At 44.3% G+C, this 20,373-nt stretch carries 18 protein-coding genes; 10 read left to right on the top strand and 8 right to left on the bottom strand.

Translation table 11 applies throughout. The annotated features are described in order from the left end of the window. Positions 1-73: 73 nt before the first annotated feature. The 5 genes from DK187_RS03930 to yjgA are packed head-to-tail and all read left to right on the top strand — an operon-like array spanning position 74 to position 4,197. The gene (locus DK187_RS03930) at positions 74-1,546 is read left to right on the top strand and encodes an RNA polymerase factor sigma-54 (protein ID WP_111606039.1); all 1,473 of its coding nucleotides are present in this window, start codon (positions 74-76) and stop codon (positions 1,544-1,546) included. A 17-nt stretch (positions 1,547-1,563) separates the two neighbouring features. Beyond that, positions 1,564-2,013 (top strand): PTS IIA-like nitrogen regulatory protein PtsN, encoded by a 450-nt coding sequence (ptsN, locus tag DK187_RS03935; RefSeq protein WP_111606040.1) that lies wholly within the window; start codon positions 1,564-1,566, stop codon positions 2,011-2,013. Positions 2,014-2,022: 9 nt separating this feature from the next. Next, positions 2,023-2,292, top strand: coding sequence for an HPr family phosphocarrier protein (locus DK187_RS03940; RefSeq protein ID WP_111606041.1), 270 nt, complete (start codon positions 2,023-2,025; stop codon positions 2,290-2,292). 9 nt (positions 2,293-2,301) lie between these two features. Further along, positions 2,302-3,654, top strand: a complete 1,353-nt coding sequence (gene mgtE, locus DK187_RS03945) for a magnesium transporter (protein WP_111606042.1) — start codon at positions 2,302-2,304, stop codon at positions 3,652-3,654. Between the two features lie 6 nt (positions 3,655-3,660). Beyond that, complete coding sequence (gene yjgA, locus DK187_RS03950; protein WP_111606043.1) at positions 3,661-4,197, top strand: ribosome biogenesis factor YjgA; 537 nt, start codon at positions 3,661-3,663, stop codon at positions 4,195-4,197. Positions 4,198-4,288: 91 nt separating this feature from the next. On the opposite strand, the gene DK187_RS03955 is transcribed toward yjgA, so the two are convergent. Genes DK187_RS03955 through DK187_RS03985 form a run of 7 tightly spaced genes read right to left on the bottom strand, consistent with a single transcriptional unit; the run spans position 4,289 to position 13,400 of the window. Then, entirely contained in the window at positions 4,289-5,122 is an 834-nt protein-coding gene (locus tag DK187_RS03955; protein ID WP_111606044.1) for a carbon-nitrogen hydrolase family protein, read from the bottom strand. Continuing rightward, positions 5,122-8,940, bottom strand: a complete 3,819-nt coding sequence (locus DK187_RS03960; protein ID WP_111606045.1) for a YhdP family protein — start codon at positions 8,938-8,940, stop codon at positions 5,122-5,124. The genes DK187_RS03955 and DK187_RS03960 overlap by 1 nt, the downstream gene beginning before the upstream one ends. A 17-nt stretch (positions 8,941-8,957) precedes the next feature. Next, the gene (gene rng / locus DK187_RS03965) at positions 8,958-10,412 is read right to left on the bottom strand and encodes a ribonuclease G (RefSeq protein ID WP_111606046.1); all 1,455 of its coding nucleotides are present in this window, start codon (positions 10,410-10,412) and stop codon (positions 8,958-8,960) included. Beyond that, positions 10,405-11,013 carry a Maf family protein gene (locus DK187_RS03970; protein ID WP_111606047.1) on the bottom strand — a complete coding sequence of 203 codons (609 nt, stop codon included), beginning with the start codon at positions 11,011-11,013 and terminating at the stop codon, positions 10,405-10,407. The genes rng and DK187_RS03970 overlap by 8 nt, the downstream gene beginning before the upstream one ends. A gap of 20 nt (positions 11,014-11,033) precedes the next feature. Beyond that, positions 11,034-11,507 (bottom strand): rod shape-determining protein MreD, encoded by a 474-nt coding sequence (gene mreD / locus DK187_RS03975; RefSeq protein ID WP_111606048.1) that lies wholly within the window; start codon positions 11,505-11,507, stop codon positions 11,034-11,036. After that, positions 11,504-12,310, bottom strand: a complete 807-nt coding sequence (gene mreC / locus DK187_RS03980; RefSeq protein ID WP_111606049.1) for a rod shape-determining protein MreC — start codon at positions 12,308-12,310, stop codon at positions 11,504-11,506. The genes mreD and mreC overlap by 4 nt, the downstream gene beginning before the upstream one ends. Positions 12,311-12,356: 46 nt before the next feature. After that, a complete protein-coding gene (locus DK187_RS03985; protein ID WP_111606050.1) occupies positions 12,357-13,400 on the bottom strand; it encodes a rod shape-determining protein in 1,044 nt (347 codons plus the stop codon). Positions 13,401-13,636: 236 nt separating this feature from the next. Here DK187_RS03985 and gatC point away from each other — a divergent pair, with 236 nt between their 5' ends. From gatC to gatB, 3 genes are read left to right on the top strand one after another with little or no spacing between them, the layout of a single operon-like run. After that, positions 13,637-13,924, top strand: coding sequence for an Asp-tRNA(Asn)/Glu-tRNA(Gln) amidotransferase subunit GatC (gatC, locus tag DK187_RS03990; RefSeq protein ID WP_111606051.1), 288 nt, complete (start codon positions 13,637-13,639; stop codon positions 13,922-13,924). A gap of 11 nt (positions 13,925-13,935) precedes the next feature. Beyond that, positions 13,936-15,396 carry an Asp-tRNA(Asn)/Glu-tRNA(Gln) amidotransferase subunit GatA gene (gene gatA, locus DK187_RS03995; protein ID WP_111606052.1) on the top strand — a complete coding sequence of 487 codons (1,461 nt, stop codon included), beginning with the start codon at positions 13,936-13,938 and terminating at the stop codon, positions 15,394-15,396. A gap of 2 nt (positions 15,397-15,398) precedes the next feature. After that, positions 15,399-16,844: an Asp-tRNA(Asn)/Glu-tRNA(Gln) amidotransferase subunit GatB gene (gatB, locus tag DK187_RS04000; RefSeq protein ID WP_111606053.1), complete on the top strand. Its 1,446-nt coding sequence runs from the start codon at positions 15,399-15,401 to the stop codon at positions 16,842-16,844. A gap of 123 nt (positions 16,845-16,967) precedes the next feature. Here gatB and DK187_RS04005 read toward each other — a convergent pair whose 3' ends face one another. Beyond that, positions 16,968-18,200 carry a GGDEF domain-containing response regulator gene (locus DK187_RS04005; RefSeq protein ID WP_111606054.1) on the bottom strand — a complete coding sequence of 411 codons (1,233 nt, stop codon included), beginning with the start codon at positions 18,198-18,200 and terminating at the stop codon, positions 16,968-16,970. Positions 18,201-18,396: 196 nt separating this feature from the next. Here DK187_RS04005 and DK187_RS04010 point away from each other — a divergent pair, with 196 nt between their 5' ends. Both DK187_RS04010 and DK187_RS04015 read left to right on the top strand, forming a co-directional pair. Continuing rightward, positions 18,397-18,687, top strand: coding sequence for a YkgJ family cysteine cluster protein (locus DK187_RS04010; protein WP_442915036.1), 291 nt, complete (start codon positions 18,397-18,399; stop codon positions 18,685-18,687). Beyond that, on the top strand, positions 18,684-20,351 hold the full coding sequence (locus tag DK187_RS04015; protein WP_111606055.1) for a L,D-transpeptidase family protein: 1,668 nt from the start codon (positions 18,684-18,686) through the stop codon (positions 20,349-20,351). The genes DK187_RS04010 and DK187_RS04015 overlap by 4 nt, the downstream gene beginning before the upstream one ends. Positions 20,352-20,373: the final 22 nt, after the last annotated feature.

The following is a 20,373-nucleotide window of genomic DNA, read 5'->3' on the forward strand; positions in this document are numbered from 1 at the left end:
CCTTATCATTGCTGTAGAAAGGGAGTAGTATGCATAACTCGTTCCAATTCACTCAAACTGAAAGAGTTGCTCTATGAAGCAGTCTTTACAATTAAAGCTCGGTCAACAGCTGACCATGACACCGCAACTGCAACAAGCCATTCGCTTGCTGCAGCTTTCTACGTTGGATTTAAAACAAGAAATACACGAATTCCTTGAGTCTAATCCACTTCTTGAGCTCGACGATGATGAGCAATTGCACATCGACATTCCAGCCAGCATAGAAGCCAAAAGCGCAGCTGACCAGACAGTCGATCACAATAGTGAAGAAGCCCGTGTTGACTCAGAGTGGACAGAAAGTATCCCTGAAGAGCTGTCAATTGACAGCAACTGGGATGATACCTACCAAAGTTCTGCGGCTGTTAGCGATCATAATAGCTACGAAGGTGATGGTGATTTCGAAAGTCGCAACGCACCGGCAGAAAGCATCCAAGATCATTTGATCTGGCAATTAAATTTGACCCATATGTCTGATAGAGACATTGAGATTGCCTACGCCATCATTGAATGCGTACAACCTGATGGCTATTTAAGCATCTCTCCAGATGACATATGTGAGTCATTAGGCACTGAATTAGACGATCTAGAGATAGAAGAAGTCATTGCTGTTCAGCATAGATTACAACGTTTTGATCCTGTTGGTGTTTGCTCCATTGACTTACGTGATTGCTTATTGGTGCAACTAGAGGCATTTAGTAACCACCCTCTCTACAAAAGCACCCATAATATTATTGATCACTATTTACCCTTGTTGGGCAATCGAGATTTTGCACAACTAAGCCGTAAAACAAAGTTAAAAGATGAAGCTCTAAAAGAAGTTATCGACTTAATACAGCAGCTCAACCCTCGCCCAGGCTCTGTCATAGACGCTGACGACACCGATTATGTCATTCCTGACGTATCCGTGAAAAAGCGTCACAACGTCTGGCAGGTCGAGCTGAATAATGAAGCGTTACCGCCGATAAAAATCAATGAAACGTACTCAGCCATGGCGAGCACTGCAGCGACAGCCGAAGACGCGACTTACATAAAAACGTCGCTTCAAGAAGCAAAATGGTTTATGAAAAGCCTACAAAGCAGAAATGAAACGCTACTCAAAGTGGCAAGCTGTATCGTCAGTCGACAAATCGATTTTTTTGAGCTTGGTGAAGAAGCCATGAAACCTATGGTTCTGCATGATGTTGCAGAAGAAGTGGGCATGCACGAATCCACAATATCAAGGGTGACAACGCAGAAATACATGCATACCCCTAAAGGTATTTTTGAGCTCAAGTATTTTTTCTCAAGCCACGTAAATACAGCCGCTGGAGGAGAATGCTCTTCTACGGCAATACGAGCTATGATTAAAAAGCTTGTCTCAGACGAGCCGGCTAAAAAGCCACTGAGTGATAATAAGCTAGCGGCTATCTTAGCCGAACAAGGCATCCAAGTCGCAAGACGGACTGTTGCCAAATACCGTGAGGCGATGAACATCCCTCCTTCCAATGAACGCAAACGACTGATCTAAACGGAAAACATTTTATCATGTCCTTGAAATCATTATTAAAAGCGGAACTCGTTCTCGCAAAACAAGATATTGTAAGTAAAAAACGCGTCCTTGAAAGCATCGCAGAAGTCGCTTCCAATCGCTTACATTGCGATAACGAAGCGGTGTATGACGCACTGCTGGGCCGCGAAAAACTCGGCAGCACAGGGATAGGCAATGGCATAGCCATCCCTCATTGTCGATTAGAGTCAGCAAACCACACCGCTATCGTTGTCATGTCCTTAGACACGCCTATCGACTTTGATTCTATAGACAAGAGAGCTGTGGATCTTATCTTTGCGCTTATCGTTCCACCTCACGAGTGCGATCAGCACCTTGCGACTTTAGCTCAAATTGCAGAGTTGGCTCAATCACCAGAATCACTAGACAAATTACGCACTGCACAGACCAATCAAGATCTATTTGCCACTTTCAATTCATTAATTTAGGAAAAGCACATGCAGGAAGAGTCCATTACTATTATCAATAAGCTTGGCCTGCATGCTCGTGCTGCTGGCAAACTGATTGAAACTACCACTCGTTTCTCGTGCGATATCACCATAGAAAAAGACGGTCGCAATGTAGACGGAAAAAGCATTATGGCCATGATGATGCTCGCAGCTGGAAAAGGAACAGAAATTCGCATAAAAACCAATGGTGAAGATGAAAACGACGCGATCAAAGCCATTATTGAACTGATTAATAACCGCTTTGGTGAAGACGAGTAAACCTCTTCTATGTCAGATCAAAATACGCTCAATCATCTGCAAACGGTCACTGAATCACTCGAATCGGGTGAAACCATGCAGATTCGTTATTTGCTGAACGGCGCATTACCCGCACAAGATGTAGCAAGGCTATTAGAGTCCTCCCCACCAAAAGAACGTAAGCTTTTGTGGGAGCTAGTTGAAGCCAAAAATGAAGGCGAAGTATTACAGTATCTCAGCGAAGATATTGGCATACAATTCATGAAAAACATGGATACAGAGCGACTTATCGCCGTATCCGAGCATTTTGAAAGTGATGACCTTGCTGACTTGTTGCAGCACTTACCAGAAAAAATTGTAAAAGAAGTTCTGGCGTCCATGTCAATACAAGACAGGACAAGGGTCGAAGGACTATTAAGCTATTCGGAAGACTCTGCCGGTGGCTTAATGAATACGGACACAATCACCATCCGTCCAAATATCACGGTAGATATCGCTTTTCGATATTTACGCAGACACGCCTCCCTGCCGGACATGACTGACAGCTTACTGGTGGTTAGTCGCTCTGATCGACTGCTTGGCACCTTACCTTTAACCAAACTATTGGTCTCTGATCTCAATGCCACAATACGTGACATCATGGAGACAGAGTTTACTGTCATCGTAGCGGAAACGCCCGCCAGTGAAGTCGCACAACTGTTTGAAAAAATGGACCTTGTCTCTGCCCCTGTTATCGACAGCAACACCAAAAAACTACTGGGTCGCATCACCATCGACGATGTTGTGGATGTCATTCGGGATGAAGCTGAACACTCGATGCTAAGCATGGCAGGCCTTGATGACGATGAAGACACCTTCTCGCCGATTATGAAAACCACAAAACGGCGAGCAGTCTGGCTAGGCATCAACCTTATCACTGCGTTTATTGCTTCTTACGTCATTGGGCTGTTTCAAGCCACGCTTGACCAAGTCGTTGCACTGGCCATTCTAATGCCAATCGTCGCCAGTATGGGCGGTATTGCAGGCTCTCAGGTACTCACCTTGGTGATTCGCGGGATTGCCTTAAATCAAATTGGCGCAACAAATACGCGCTGGCTACTGAATAGAGAATTGATCGTAGGCCTACTCAACGGCCTACTTTGGTCTACCGTTATTGCCATCCTTACTGCACTTTGGTTTGACAACATCAAGATTGCCTATATCATAGCGGGCGCTATCGTAATAAACCTGCTATTTGCAGCAGCCACTGGAACACTTCTGCCGATTTTATTAAAAAGAATTGGCATAGACCCAGCCCTCGCTGGCAGCGTAATTTTGACTACCGTGACCGATGTGGTGGGATTTTTGTCCTTCCTTGGTCTTGCTACTATTTTTCTAATATAGGTTCCCATGACAGACTTTGATCAATTTGAAAACGACGACGACATTCCTAAGAGCAAAACCCAGATCAAGCGTGAAATGGAAGCCCTGCAAGATCTTGGAAAAAAATTATTAGGTCTTAGCAAAAATCAGCTTAAAAAAGTGGAAATGTCTGACACATTACGCGAAGCCTTTGTCGAAGCTGGCAGAATAAAACAACATGAAGCCATGAGAAGACACTTACAGTACATTGGCAAAATTATGCGTACGGAAGATCACGAAGCCATTGCACATCGTGTAGCGTTATTCGACTCTACTTCTGCCGCATACAATAAGCTGTTCCATCAGCTTGAGATTCGCCGAGATCTACTTATCGGAGAAAACAGCAAAGAAGCCTTGTCAGAGTATTTGGAGGAAAACCCTCAGATTGAAGACATTCAATTGCTTAGACAACTAATTCGCCAGTCACAAAAGGAAGTTTCGCAAGAAGGAAACACCTCAAACCGCAAAAAACTTTTCCGCTTCTTGCGAGAAACAGAAGAAAAACGCCTTGGCTTAAAAGAGTAAAGTCGCACAAAAATAATAAAAAGCCCCAACATCTCGGCCTACAATGAAGGCTTGGAAAAAGGGGCTTTTTACTTTAGCCAGTTATTTTAACTTAGATCAGCCTTCGATGAGAGAAACAAGGCATTTTTTGTCTACTTTCGCTAATCTGCTGTTTGTCTACAGCAAAAACAAAATAGCCCGGCGCTTCACCCAAATTGGCTAAACACTCCCCCCAAGGGGAATACAGAGCACTGTTGCCATAAGTTTGTCGCGTCTCATTATGCCAACCACACTGCCCTACACCCAGAACATAACACTGATTCTCTATGGCCCTCGCAGCCAATAAAATATTCCAATGCGCCTTGCCAGTAACATAAGTAAATGCCGCTGGAACCAGCAATATCTCCGCACCCAATGTAACCAGCGCCCGATAAAGCTCAGGAAAGCGTAAATCGTAGCAGATACTCAAACCTACTTTAAAACCATCCACTTCAACCACTTTTAATGCCAGCTCTCCGGGCTCAATGACATCGGATTCTTTATAGGACGCCGCCTTATCATTGACTGTCACATCAAATAAATGAATCTTGTCATAACGCTCCAGTATGCAACCGTCTGGACGAATCACCCAACAGGTTTGCCGAACTCGTTGATCACTCACCTTGTCACCATTTGGCCTGAGCAAGGATGGATGGGAGCCAACAACAAGATAAATAGCATGCTTTATCGCCAGGCCACGCATCTCTTCAAATAATGCTGCTTGATCGGGCGATTCGGCTAAATCCCGCATCCCTTTACCATTAAACAAGAAAACATTTTCAGGCAACACAACAAGACGAGCGCCATCGCTTGCGGCAGCCGCCACCAGCCTCTTCACCTCATGCAAGTTATCTTGCCAACAACTCGAGCTGGTTAACTGAATGGCAGCAACAATCAAGGCAGTCATTATTTTGTTTTCTCTAGCGGTCGATAGCGGATCGGAGTCATAATCGGATCATTAAAAGACCCTTCTACTTGATATTGCACACTTGTTACCTTTGAAAGCTGATCACCTATTAGTTTGTCCGTTATAAATAACAAACCCGCTAATTGTGGTGTCCCCCATAATAAGCCCGCCAAAGGCAAGGTTCCAGATATTGGAAAAGTAGCGGTAAGCCTTTCATTCAACGTTTCATTGACAATGTCGGCCTCTCCTTCGATGACCAATTCCGCCGTAGGCGACACAATGGACACCGGAGAAGTCGTTTTCAGAAGCCCCCTATCTAAAGACAAGGTCCCTTTAAACTGATCATAGGTCAAACCAGGCTCATATACGTCAGAAAAATCTAACAGCAAACGTCGACTTAACGCGCCAATATTAAAAATACCCAACGCTTTAAGAAACGCTGGTAATTCATCCACTTTGCTGAAGTTTCCATTCTCAGCCGAAAAAGCAATACGCCCAGAAACCGACTTACGATCAAAGTAGAAAGGATGCCCATCCCAATTCAAACCAACATCAATACTGTATTTTTTCGAAGATACAATGGCCTCGCTGGAAAATTTCTTTGTCAATTCAGCCAAATCGGCACCATTCGCTGCAATTGCCAAGTCAACACGAGAATTTTTACCTTTGTCTTGCCATATTAGACTGCCTTTGAAGTCACCTGTCTGTAACTGAGAGGAAATAGGGTTAATACGCAAAACATCACCATCACGAGAAATGGCCAATTGCCAATCACCATAAGGGCTTTCATTCAAATACAGCTGATCAATTGACAGCATCATATTAGGAATTTGCTTTGCCGAGATAGGCGCCTCCTTCGATACGGAAGCCTTAGAATCCGAAGACCCTGTGTTCCAACTTAAAAAACCAAAATGCAAATTAGGTGTACCATTGTCATCCAGCAAAGAAAAATTCATCTCATCAGAGCTCACAAAAAGCGATCTATTTGCAGCAACATCGTAGGCAACCTTAAAGTTATGCCATGTGTTATGGTCGTCTACAACGACATCATCCACGATCAAATCCACTCTGCTCAACCATTCTGGAATCTCTGGAATGTCGACCGTCTCGACAGACGGTGATGAGTCTGCTGACAAGTCACTAAACAACGCCTGCCAATCTTTGACATAAAAGCGGTCAACTCCACCCAACAACACCAAACCTTTCGGTATCTGCGAACTCAACACCTGATTTTGATTTGCATTTAATAGTATCTCTCCGCCAACGAATTCACTACCGTCCAGCAACAACCTCGCTTCCACTAACGTAGAATAATCAACATCAATAACCAAATCTTTTTCGTGTTGCATCACCTTAAGCTGTAACGGCTCCGCCTCTGCCGTTTTTTTACCAACCGGTTCAGGCAAATCGATACTTACACCTTGTAAATTACTATTAATGGTTAAATCTACCTGTCCATCTTGAGATTTATTGACAAATAGCGCCCCCGTGTAAGCTGTTTTCCCTGACACTTTGTCACTCAAGACAACAGGCAATTTATGCCACGCAGCCACTCTTTTAATATCCACATTCCCTGATATATCACCATTAACGGCAAGCACACCATTCGGTGTTGCTTCAGAAGACAAGGAAAGGTGTGATAAGCCCCCTAATGCTTCTACATCAAATTCAGAATCCGTTACACCAAGATCGGAACTGTAATTCAAGCGCCCTAATTTAACCCGCGTGGAAAGATCAATATCGCTAATGAGCAAAGGATTATCCTTAAAATCCAACCTCAGTTGCACCTTAGGATCAACCCCCTCTTTGAATGGAACGGCAATGTCGAAACGTCCCGCTACATTGCCCTCTAGCTGCCAATTCGAGAAAGGCTGTAATACAGAATCAGCAAGAGGGGTGGCTTTCAGCATTGCTAAAATCAATGGAGCACTGTCACTAACCTCACCCTTAAGGTTTAACCAATCTACGGAACCATTCGAGATAGGCACCGTCAATAACAAATCACTAATCGGCAAATCCAGCAGATAACCCGATGCGACTTCGACACTTACACCTGCCCCATCAAGCTCAAAAAAACCATTCACTTTATTTGCTGTCGGCCAATTAGGATCAAATGTTACGCTAGCATCACTTACCGCCAGCTGAACTCGAACATGAGGCGCTGCCCCATCAGACAACTCACTGTGTACCAAAACATCGACACTCTCTACTTTACCAGTATCTGCGAATGCTTCTTTTATCCAAGCCATCACATCTGGACTAAGCGCCGTTGGCGGAAGATAAGTTAAACGATCGGCGACAGACAAATTGCGGCCATGCAAATCCAACGCGATCCAATCTGGCGCTGTATCACGAACCTCTAATCTAAATCCTCCTTGAATATCCGCATTATTACGCTGAACCAGTAAGTCTTGACCACTGATCAAAAAAGCATCTGAGACTTTTTGCCAACTCACATAGCCAGATAAGAAATCAGTAGACCAAGACTCTTCATACAGCGCATCAAAAGCAATATCACTGTTACGTCCACGAAAATCAATATAACCACTATCATCAGACAGACTAAAAACAGCATTAATATTGGTTGCTTTAGGGATACCATTATAACTTTGCACAGAGGCTGAACGCAGATTACTTAAAAATTGAAAAGCCAAATCATCGTTTTCACGCCACAAACGAACAGAACCATTCTGAGCCAATCCAGTAGGATTCAGCCCTGCTAATATTTGAGCAGCATCCGATTTTTCAGGCAAAAAATGCCTAGCAATCTGTTGCGCCAAAGCCATATCAACCTGATTAAACGTGAGGTTTGAGCGATCCGTCACGGAAGACCAATCGAAAGCCAGATCGGTTGTTGGGTAAGATCGCCCATCTTTATCAACAACCGACATATTATGCACACCCATCCGAACGCCAGGTTGAGTGAATGAGTACTGAAGACGAATAGAAGGGGTAATTTTGTATTGCTGACCATCATCAAAGGCGACATTAAGCTGCACAGACTCCGCGCGAATCTCAAGCTCTTTACCAATCAGCACATCTAGCCAAACATCGCCACCAAGCTCAACAGACGACAATGAATACGCCTCCGCTGGCAACATATTTTTCAACGGCAAGGCAACTTGAGGCGCTCGAAGAAAGGCTTTTACACGATAACCACTCAGCAAACCACGAGTCTCATCAAGACGCGCACTCACCTGAAATGGCGATGGATTATCATCCAGATAAAAAGTAGCGCTCATTAACGATTCAAAAGCTTGCTTAAAAAGGTACACATGGGGAATATTGACAGAATGCTCACCCAATTGCTCACTGCGCACATGGAGTGTTGCATCAAAAATGGAGAAATTACGCTGTGCGGCAAGGTAATCCAATACTCGCTCAACCCCAACGTCATTCTGCATGTCACGAGAAGGCATCGCGCCATTTAAGCGCCACTGTCCGTCACTTTCTTGTAACAAAATAGACGGTCGCACAAATCGAATATAGGTAAACTGCGGACTCAAACTCAAAATGGTCTGAACAATGTCCAACCGAACACGCATTTCATCTATCGTAATGGCAGACTGACCATCGACATACAAATCAAAGCCACTCACAGAGACGGTCGGATCAATTCCCTCTAAGCGCCCATCTATCTGCTCTAAAGAAACAGGGTACCCTGTAATTTGTTGGAGGTTACGCTCTATTTGAGGCCGATAATGATCTAAATAGGGAAGCAATCTCTCTACGCTGACGGCAAATACAGCAAGCAGGGCGATGAAAGCCACTCCTCCCCAAAAAGACGCCAAGATCAGTTTACGCAATAGCCAACGCATATTAAGACCTTTTACTGCTAACGCAGAACCACATCATATTGATCTTGTGTATAAATCGAATCCACCTGAAAGCGAATTGTCTTACCAATAAACGCCTCTAACTCAGCAACCGCCGCACTTTCTTCATCAAGAAAACGCTCGACAACCGAACTGGCCGCTAAAACGGTATAAGTCTGAGAATTATAAGCACGATCTGCCCTTAAAATCTCTCGGAACACTTCATAGCACACCGTTTCAGGTGTTTTTACCAAACCACTACCACGACAAGAACGACAAGGCTCACAAAGCGTTTGACCAAGACTTTCGCGCGTTCTTTTCCTAGTCATTTCCACTAAACCCAACTCAGAAACACCGGTAATTTTGGTTTTAGCGTGGTCTGCATCCAATATTTTTTCAAGCATTCTAAGCACTTGACGTTTGTGCTCTTCATCTTCCATATCAATGAAATCGATAATAATAATGCCACCAAGATTTCTCAATCTCAGTTGTCGACCAATGGCGGTTGCCGCCTCAAGATTCGTCTTGTAGATAGTCTCCTCAAGATTTCGACTGCCCACAAAAGCGCCTGTATTCACATCAATGGTTGTCATTGATTCGGTCTGCTCAACCAATAAATACCCACCTGACTTCAATTGCACTTTTCTATCTAATGCTTTTTGAATCTCATCTTCAACACTGTACAAATCAAAAATCGGACGCTCACCTGGGTAATACTCAATACGATCTCGCAACTCAGGTATAAAGTCTTCAGCAAAAGAGCGTAATTTTGCATAGTTTTCTTTGGAGTCGATGCGGATTTTTTCTGTCGATAACCCCACTAGATCACGCATAGTGCGCAAATGCAGAGGGAGATCTTCATAAATAATAGAAGGAGCTTTGACATGCTGCATACGACGTTTCACAGACTGCCATAGTCGAGTAAGAAATTTAATATCCGCCAATATCTCCTCTTCGCCTGCTCTTTCGGCCGCTGTTCGTAATATATAACCACTGTTTTCGTCGGCATCGGTCAAGGCTTCAGAAACCAAGGATTTAAGACGCTCACGCTCAGCTTCATTTTCGATTCTTTGGCTTACACCTACATGAGATTGGTCTGGCATGTAAACAAGGTAGCGAGAAGGTATGGAAAGATGCGTTGTCAAACGCGCCCCTTTCGTACTGATAGGATCTTTCGTTACTTGCACCACCAATGATTGCCCTTCACGCAAATAATCGCCAATTTGATCACTTGGGTTAACAGCATCGCGGTCAGCCACTTCTGAAACATGAATAAAAGCGGCACGCTCTAAACCTATGTCGACAAAAGCCGCCTGCATGCCTGGAAGCACGCGCACTACTTTTCCCTGATAAATATTTCCTACAATGCCTTTACGACTTGAGCGCTCAATGTAAACCTCTTGCAGCACTCCGTTCTCAACCAAGGCAACGCGTATCTCCATCGGGGTCACATTTATGAGAACATCTTCACTCATGGGATAATTCCTCTAGTGGATGGATTCCGAACTGAGCCAACATTTGTGCCGCCTCATACAAAGGCAAACCGACAACCGCCGAATATGAACCTGACATTGAACGAACAAAAACAGCTCCTAATCCCTGAATAGCATAAGAACCCGCTTTGTCATGTGGCTCACCTGTTTTCCAATACTGCGCTACTTCAACATCGGAAATGTCACGAAACAATACATCATTGATGATGCACTTTGTTACGACCTGGTCGAATTCAAGGTCACAAAGACAAAGAGAGGTAATGACTTGGTGGGAACGACCAGAAAGCCGTCTAAGCATGGATCGTGAGTCATCAAGGGAAGTTGGTTTACCTAAAATATCTCCTTCAATCACAACACTCGTATCGGATGCCATAAAGATAGCCGACGCATCAGCATCCGCTTGTACTTTATATTTCTTAATGGCTGCTTTGGCTTTCTCAACCGCCATACGAACAACATAATCCTTTGCTAATTCTTGATGATGTGGTGTCTCATCAATGTCAGCCGGCAGAACTTTAAACTCCTTCACCAAGAGACTAAGAAGCTCTTTCCTTCTCGGCGAAGCGGAAGCCAAAACAAGCATAAACTCTTCCCAAAAACAGCCTAACGGATAGCATAAATGCGTCGCACGCTACGCAAAACAATAAATGACCAAGGCCACAACAAACCAGTAACAACCGCCGGCATAAAAATCATCAAGGTAGGCTCAGCATAGCCAAGATAATGATCAATCCAGAAATCCAGCAGCTGATTAATACTGACCAACAGACAAATGAAAAAACCTTGCTGCCAGCGGTGATACATTCTTAAGCGCTTATAAAAAACAGCACAAGTATAAGCAATGATGACATAAGTAAGGGAGTGTTGACCTATTATGCCACCTTGCAATAAATCCACCATTAACCCTAAGAACCAGGCCACCCCAACCCCCACTCGAAATGGCAAGGCAATCACCCAATATAGGATGACCAGCAAAGCCCACTCAGGACGGAACCAAACAAATTGTTCAGGGAAAGGCACAGCCTCAAGCATTAAAGCCGTTAATAGCGTGATACAAAAAACAAAAACTGGCTTCATTCTCTCTCAGCCTCGGGTTTTTCAATCAGCATTACATGACGACTACGACCTAACTGAGCCAAGGGAACCACATCAACGTCTGCATAAGCTTTACCTTGGGTATATTTTACACTTCGCACCACGCCAACCGGGTAGCCACTTGGGAACCGATTATCTAAACCGGACGTTGTCAAAATGTCTCCCTTTTTAATATCCACGGATCGAGGAACACTCATTAGCTCCATACGCTTCAAATCCCCTGTTCCCCGCAGAATCCCCCTAAAACCCGTTCGAGATAACTGCACAGGAACAAAGTGACTCGCATCAGCAATCAGCAATACTCGACTACTGTATGCCGCCGTTTCCACAACCTGCCCAAGCACGCCAGTCGCATCTAAAACAGGCTGCCCCACATAAGCACCCGAAGAAAAACCTTTATCAATCATCAATCGATGACTGTAAGCATTCTGATCAAAACCAATCACTTCAGCCATGACAATTTTTTCATCAACACGTTGCGAAGCATCCAATAACTCTCGTAAGCGAATATTTTCCGCCTGCAGTGAGTCAAGTCGTTGCTGACGACTACGCAAGAGCAATATCTCTGCTTGCAAGGATTGGTTCTCTTTCACTAACCCTTCCCTGCTGGCAAGATGCTCTCCCGCCCAATTAAACATTTTTTGCGGTGTATTAACCACCACTTGAACAGGCGTTACAAGCAAGGTCAAATATGGCCTTACTTGCGAAAAAACAGCATAGCGAACGTCGGCAACAATCATCGCTGCAGATAAGAGAACCAACACAATAAATCGGGCGCTGGACACCTTACCGCTAAAAAGAAGCGAATTATTAATGGTGCGCTCCTAACCTTTACTCATTATCAACAGTAAACAATTCAGACGCATGCTTATCCATCAACTCTAAAGCCATACCACCACCACGAGCAACACAAGTCAGTGGATCATCAGCAATAATAACAGGCAGACCCGTTTCTTCACTGATTAAGCGGTCAATCTCACGCAACAAAGCGCCACCACCGGTAAGCACTAACCCTGTTTCACCGATATCAGCAGCCAATTCTGGTGGCGATTGCTCAAGAACACCTTTAATAGCTTGGACGATTTGTGCCAGCGGCTCTTGTAAAGCTTCTAGAATCTCTGTGCTACTGAGTACAAATGAACGAGGAATACCTTCAGCTAAATTACGGCCACGTACATCAATCTGCAACTCTTCACCAGTATGGTAAGCCATACCAATCTCTGTCTTAATTCTTTCAGCCGTTGCATCACCGATCAAGCTACCGTATTGACGACGAACGTAAGTCACAATCGCTTCATCAAAACGATCACCACCAACTCGAATGGATTCCGACGTCACGATACCGTTTAAAGATATAATCGCGATTTCTGTTGTACCGCCACCAATATCAATAACCATAGAACCAGACGCTTCAGCAACAGGAAGGCCTGCACCAATAGCCGCCGCCATAGGCTCTTCGATGATATACACTTCACGAGCACCAGCACCCAATGCAGATTCTTTGATCGCACGACGCTCAACTTGAGTTGACTTACATGGCACACAAACCAAAACACGCGGGCTCGGTTTTAGCCAGCTGTTTTCATGAACTTTTGCAATAAAGTACTGCAGCATCTTTTCAGTGACATGAAAGTCCGCAATAACACCATCTTTCATCGGTCGAATAGCCGTAATATTGCCTGGGGTACGACCCAACATACGCTTAGCATCTGTACCAACAGACGCGACTGTTTTCTGGTTTCCGTTGTGACGAATAGCGACAACAGATGGCTCATCAAGCACAATCCCGCGATCACGAACGTAAATAAGGGTATTTGCCGTTCCTAAGTCAATAGACAAATCACTTGAAAACATTCCCCTGATTTTCTTAAACATGAATTCTTACACCCTGATAATACGAAACGAACAGCGTCAAAATGTAACAATCACGGGGCCATTGGGCAAGTTGATTCCGCGTAAATGTTGAAAAAGTTCCCCAGTATTTCGTTGTTTCCTAAAATTTTTTTGATAAATGAAAAATAAGCTAGATTTTTCACACTGTTAGCTTTATAGCCTTACAACTAAGGGATACAATAAAAGCCATTTACGATAATCAAAATATCAGGTGGAACATGTCCATAGACAAACAAGACGTGCAAAAAATTGCACACTTGGCTCGCCTCGCCCTTACTGAGGCAGACGCCGATCAATACCAACATTCTCTATCTAGCGTTTTGTCGCTTGTCGAACAAATGCAATCTGTTAATACCGATGGTGTTGAACCGCTTTCCAATCCGCTTGAAATGACGCAAAGATTAAGAGAAGACGTAGTCACCGAGGAAAATCGTCGTGACGCCTTCCTAGCGAACGCGCCGCAAGCCGAAGCAGGCCTTTTCCTCGTACCAAAAGTGATCGATTAAGAGAGATAAGCATGTTCGAACAAAGCATCGCGACATTAGCAAAAAAATTACGCAACAAAGACATTTCTAGCGTTGAATTGACCCGTCTGTTCTTAGCGCGCATAGCCAAACTTGATCCTCAACTAAACAGCTTCATCACCGTCAGCGAACAACGCGCTCTAGAACAAGCCGCGGTGGCTGATACTCTGCTTCAAAGCGGAAAAGGCACGAGCCTTACAGGCATCCCTGTTGCCCATAAAGATCTATTCTGCACCGAAGGCACATTAACGACTTGCGGTTCTAAAATGCTGCATAACTTTATACCGCCATACGAATCCACCGTCACCAGTCGCATCCAACAAGCTGGCGCGGTTATGCTGGGCAAGACCAATATGGACGAGTTCGCCATGGGCTCTTCCAATGAAAATAGCTTCTACGGTGCGGTTAAAAACCCTTGGAATTTAGACATGGTTCCAGGTGGTTCATCAGGTGGCTCCGCCGCTGCCGTTGCGGCTGGTTTAGCGGTTGCTGCGACAGGAACTGACACTGGCGGCTCAATCCGACAGCCCGCTTCATTCTGCGGTATTACCGGCCTTAAACCGACCTATGGCAGAGTCTCGCGTTTTGGCATGATTGCCTATGCTTCAAGCCTAGACCAAGGCGGCCCAATGGCAAAAAGCGCCGAAGATTGCGCGCATTTAATGCAAGCCATGGCGGGATTTGACGAAAAAGATTCGACCTCTGCAGACAAACCGACCGACGATTATTTAGCAAACCTAAGCGCGCCATTAACTGGCTTAAAAATTGGCTTACCAAAAGAATACTTTGGCAATGGTTTAGACCCAAAGGTAGCCGATGTCATTATGTCAGCGGTGAAAGAGTTTGAAGAACTGGGCGCCACAGTGAAAGAGATTTCTCTACCAAACTTACAGTTGAGCATCCCGTCTTACTACGTAATTGCACCTTCTGAAGCGTCTTCTAACCTATCTCGTTTTGACGGCGTACGATTTGGTCATCGCTGCGACAATCCACAAGATTTATTAGATATGTATATGCGTTCAAGAGCGGAAGGCTTTGGCACTGAGGTGCAAAAACGCATCATGGTAGGCACATACGCCTTATCAGAAGGCTATTACGACGCTTACTATTTGAAAGCACAAAAAATCCGTCGCCTTATAAAAGAAGATTTTGTTAAAGCCCTTGAAGAAGTCGATGTGATCATGGGGCCTGTTGCACCCACCACCGCGTTTGGCCTCGGCAGCAAAACCAACGACCCTGTTGCCATGTACCTAGAAGACATCTACACGCTATCTGTGAATCTTGCTGGCATTCCAGCCATGTCTGTTCCTGCAGGCTTTGCTGATGGCATGCCGGTTGGCCTGCAAATCATGGGCAACTACTTTGCCGAAGCCAAGCTACTCAACGTAGCACATCAGTATCAACAACACACTGACTGGCACTTACAAACACCCAACATGGCAAAAGGAGCATAACAATGAATTGGGAAGTCGTTATAGGCCTTGAGATTCATACTCAGCTCTCTACAAAATCAAAACTATTTTCTGGGGCCGCGGTTGGCTTTGGCGCAGAGCCAAACACACAAACAACCCTTGTTGACCTAGGCATGCCTGGTGCCTTACCGGTTTTCAACAAAGAAGCGCTTCGCATGGCGGTTATGTTTGGCCATGCCATCAACGCTGAAATCGGCATGACATCGGTGTTTGCTCGTAAAAACTATTTCTATCCCGACCTTCCAAAGGGCTACCAAACCAGCCAAATGGATCACCCCATTGTTGGAAAAGGCTATCTTGACGTTGTGCTAGACGATGGCACCACGTCACGCATCGGCATTACTCGCGCCCATTTAGAAGAAGATGCTGGCAAATCCTTGCACGAAGACTTTCAGGGCATGACAGGTATCGATTTAAATCGCTCCAGCACACCTTTGCTTGAAATCGTATCAGAGCCAGACATTCGCTCAGCAAAAGAAGCGGTTGCTTACGTCAAGATGATTCACTCTATCGTCACTTATCTTGGTATTTGCGATGGCAACATGGCGGAAGGCTCAATGCGCTGTGACATCAACCTATCGCTACGCCCAAAAGGCCAAAAAGAATACGGCACCCGAACCGAAATCAAAAACGTTAACTCTTTCCGATTTATCGAAAAAGCCATTTACACTGAAATTGAGCGTCAAGCCGATATTCTAGAAGACGGCGGTCGCATCATTCAGGAAACTCGTCTGTACGATCCAGAGAAAAATGAAACTCGTAGTATGCGCTCCAAAGAAGACGCTAACGACTACCGTTACTTCCCGTGCCCAGATTTACTGCCTGTGGTATTAACACAAGAATACGTTGACGACATCAAAACCAGCTTACCCGAACTACCAAGCCAGAAAGCAGCACGCTTTCAAAGCGAATATGCACTCAGCGAGTACGATGCAAGCGTTCTATCATCCTCTCGCGCCATGGCAGAATTCTTTGAAAATGCCAACGATGTAGTGAAAGACGCTAAATTGACAACTAACTGGGTCATGGGTGAGCTGAGCAAGCTACTTAATCAAGAACAGCTAGACATCGAAAACTCTCCAGTCAATGCCCAAGCATTTGGCGAATTATTGGTTCGAATCAAGGATGACACCATCAATGGAAAAACCGCAAAAGACGTTTTCCAAGCGATGTGGAACGGTGAAGGGTCAGCAGATGAGATCATCGAAGCGAAAGGCCTAAAACAAGTAACAGACACGGGTGCCATTGAAGCTATGATCCAAACTATTTTAGATGCCAATGCAGCTCAAGTTGAGCAATATCGTGCCGCAGATGATGACAAGCAGAAAAAAATGATTGGCTTCTTTGTTGGACAAGTGATGAAGGCATCACAAGGCAAAGCGAATCCGGGGTTAGTTAACCCTATCCTCGCCAGAATGCTAAAAGGATAGCCTTCTCTCTCCTTTTATTCAGGTGAAAGCATCAGCTGAGCGACATAAAATCGCCCCCCAATGTTAATATCTAAACATTAGGGGGAGGTTTTATTCTATAGACGCTTTTACACAAAGCAAAACCTACAAGCCTGAAATTATTCTATCCCTACCTTCACGCTTCGCTTCATATAAATATCGGTCTGCCATCTTTATCAGCTCCTCAAAAGTGCCCATAGACTCACAGCATAATCCCACACTGCAAGTCAAAGATACTTTCGCCCCTGTATACTCTTTAGCACGAAGATGACCCAAAAATACGTTTAAGCGATCAAGTAACTCTCGCCCATTCACCTGAGCAATGAGACAGAATTCTTCTCCTCCAAAGCGACAAACTAGCATATCTGGAAAAGCCTCTTGCATATCGCTACCAAACAAAGCTAATAAATCATCACCTATAAGATGACCATATGTATCATTGACCACTTTGAAATGATCTAAGTCTAACATGGCCAAAGAAACTTCAGCATTCGCCTTGCGATAGAGACGCTCACCTTCTTCAAAAAAGAAACGCCTATTTTTCAACTTCGTCAGTGGGTCTGTATTCGCTAAGTCACGTATTGTCTCTAGCATTTCTTGCGCCTCAAGACTATGCACCACACGACAATGAAACTCTTCGTGATAGAAAGGCTTTTTCAAAAAATCATTCGCACCCGCCTTAATAAACTTAGCCGATAATGCACTGTCCCCTTCTGCGGAAAGACCAATAATCACTAAATCCTGAAATCGAACGTTACTTCTCAGCATGCGCACCAACTCATAACCATTAACTAAGGAAATGTTATAATCGGTTATCAGCATTCTTATACTTGTGTCTTCCTCTAGCTTAGCTAACGCCTCCTGACCGTTATCCACCTCAAGGACATTAAAACGATATTGCTCCAAAAGCGCCTTTACAAAACGACTGCTCGCAACAGAGTCTTCAGCCACCAAAACCTTAACACCTTCATTTTTAACCAAACGCTCAACCACTTTGATCGCATGATTAAACGAATAACGACTGTCTTTAGTGATGTAGTCCAAAACCCCTTTATCTAATAGACTAATACGTAAATCATCATCAAAATTTCCCGTTAATACAACACAAGGTATTTGCTTGAACAACACCAAATCTACAATCTCCCCGTTTTCAGCATCGGGTAAATTTAAATCGACAATGGCCGCAAAAAAATCATCCTCCTCCAACTTGCGCTTGGCCTCGTCGTAGCAAGTACACAAAACTGGAACAAACATAGGGTTTTGAGACAGCAAATGATTGAGAACTTTAAGTACAACTGGACTATCTTCTACAACCAATATTTTCCGTTCTGATATCATCAACAAAATCCTTTCTTAAAGCACTTCTTGTAAAATCATTATGTTTACACTTTTCTTAGCGTCTTTTTTAATTCCCCCCTATGACCTAAGATTCCGATACTCTAGAATACTTATTCTTAAGGCTATTTTGTAAATAATACGTAAGAAAATACATCACTCACAAGACAATCTCTTATTTCAGATATAAGGTCAATTAATGATGCAATGTCGGCCAAGTTGCGGTGCATGCTGCACAGCGCCCTCAATCACCTCTCCCATCCCCGGCATGCCTAACGGCAAAGCGGCTGGAGAAACTTGCGTGCAACTCTTGAATGACTATCGCTGCGCTATTTTTGGCGATCCATTAAGACCCAAAGTATGCTCAGACTTTCAGGCAGACGATGACACTTGTGGTAACAACAGAATTGAGGCAATCCGTATTTTGTCGAATTTGGAAAACGACACAAAGCCAATACACAGTAGTTTATTAAAAAGGAAAGACAAATGACATTAGCAAAACAACTCCTCCCTATACTTTGCGCAAGCATATTTTTGAGCGCCTGTTCTACTGGCTCAAATAAGTCATTTGTCCTAGTCCCTCCAAGTGAATCTCAAATAGAGAATAGCATCAAAGCTCAAGTGTCACTGACATTAAATGCCTTCACTCCCGTTGCCGGCCAGGCACTGCCAAATGAAACCGTCCTTGACGCCTACCTATCACGCGACTACGAACCTATTTGGATACAAGACGAAAAAGTCAACACGTCTATCTACAAACTAGTTGACGTGCTTGAGCAATCCTATACCCACGGGCTGAATCCTATTCACTACCATTCCGGCATCATCAAAGAATATTTAGCGCTAAAGCAACCCAGCCCTCAACAACTGGCAGAAATGGACGTTATCGCGACGATTGCATTAACAAGCTACGCTCATGACATAAGTAATGGTCGCTATGAACCTCAACTTATCGACCCGAATTGGCAGCTAGACGCGCCAAACAGTCATTGGAAAGAGCTTCTTTATTTAGATTCAGCCACAGAGATGGTAAACGCACTTCCGCTACTAGCTCCTCGCAGCCCACAATATCAAGTATTACAAAAATGGCTCGTGTATTACCAAGAGCTAGCCGCCAAAGAAAAAGACATATTGGTAAGCGCTGGGGTTCCGCTCTCTGCTGGCGACACAGGCCCCCGTGTTGCACAGCTAAGGGCACGCTTAGTTCAACTCGGCGATATACGCTTCTCTACACGTAAGCTAAATGAAGAGCAATTTGATTCTTCCTTAAAAGAAGCATTGATGCGCTTTCAACAACGCCATCACATTGCTGCTGACGGTGCCGCTGGCTCAAAAACCATCGAAATGCTGAACATCCCACTGAAATCTAGAGCAAAACAAATTGCCTACAATCTAGAAAGATGGCGCTGGTTACCAAGCGAATTAGAAGCAAATCGCATCTGGGTGGACTTAACCAACTACACAGTTGACATGCACTTAAACGGCGAACTCACCTCCATGAAAGCCGTCATTGGCAAACCTGACCGTAAAACCCCTGTTTTCAAGGGATTAATGACTTACATGGTCACCAACCCGACGTGGCGCGTTCCCCATCGTATAGCCAGAGAAAATTTACTACCTAAACTTCAGGCAGACCCAAATTATCTTATCAAACATCGCTATAAAGTTTATTCAAGCTGGAGTATCGGTGCAAAAGAACTGGACTCCACCAAAATAAACTGGAAAAGCATTAGTGAAGACCAACTTGCTTTTCGCTTTGAACAAGAACCTGACGAGGGTAACGCGCTAGGCCAGTTTAAATTCATGTTTCCCAATAAGAATGAAATTTACTTGCACGATACACCGGCGAAACATCTATTCCGTGAAGCGGAGCGGGCTTTTAGTTCAGGATGCGTTCGACTAGAAAAGCCTATGGTGTTTGCTGAAGCAATCACCAAAGGCAGCAAACAGTTTAATGAAATGAACAACACACTGAAAACAGGCAGCAACACCGTGATCAGTTTACCTAACTACATTCCCGTTTATTTGGTGTATTTTACCGTTGTGCCAAACGCAAATGGCATGCTGGAATTTCGTAATGATATCTACGCAAGAGACAACCTAATGGAAGAAGCCATGGGGTACTCTCCTATCGATCCTAGAGACTCCATCTAATGCAATAAACCCCATAAACGCA

Source organism: Marinomonas arctica, assembly GCF_003259225.1.
GTDB classification, from domain to species: Bacteria; Pseudomonadota; Gammaproteobacteria; order Pseudomonadales; family Marinomonadaceae; genus Marinomonas; species Marinomonas arctica.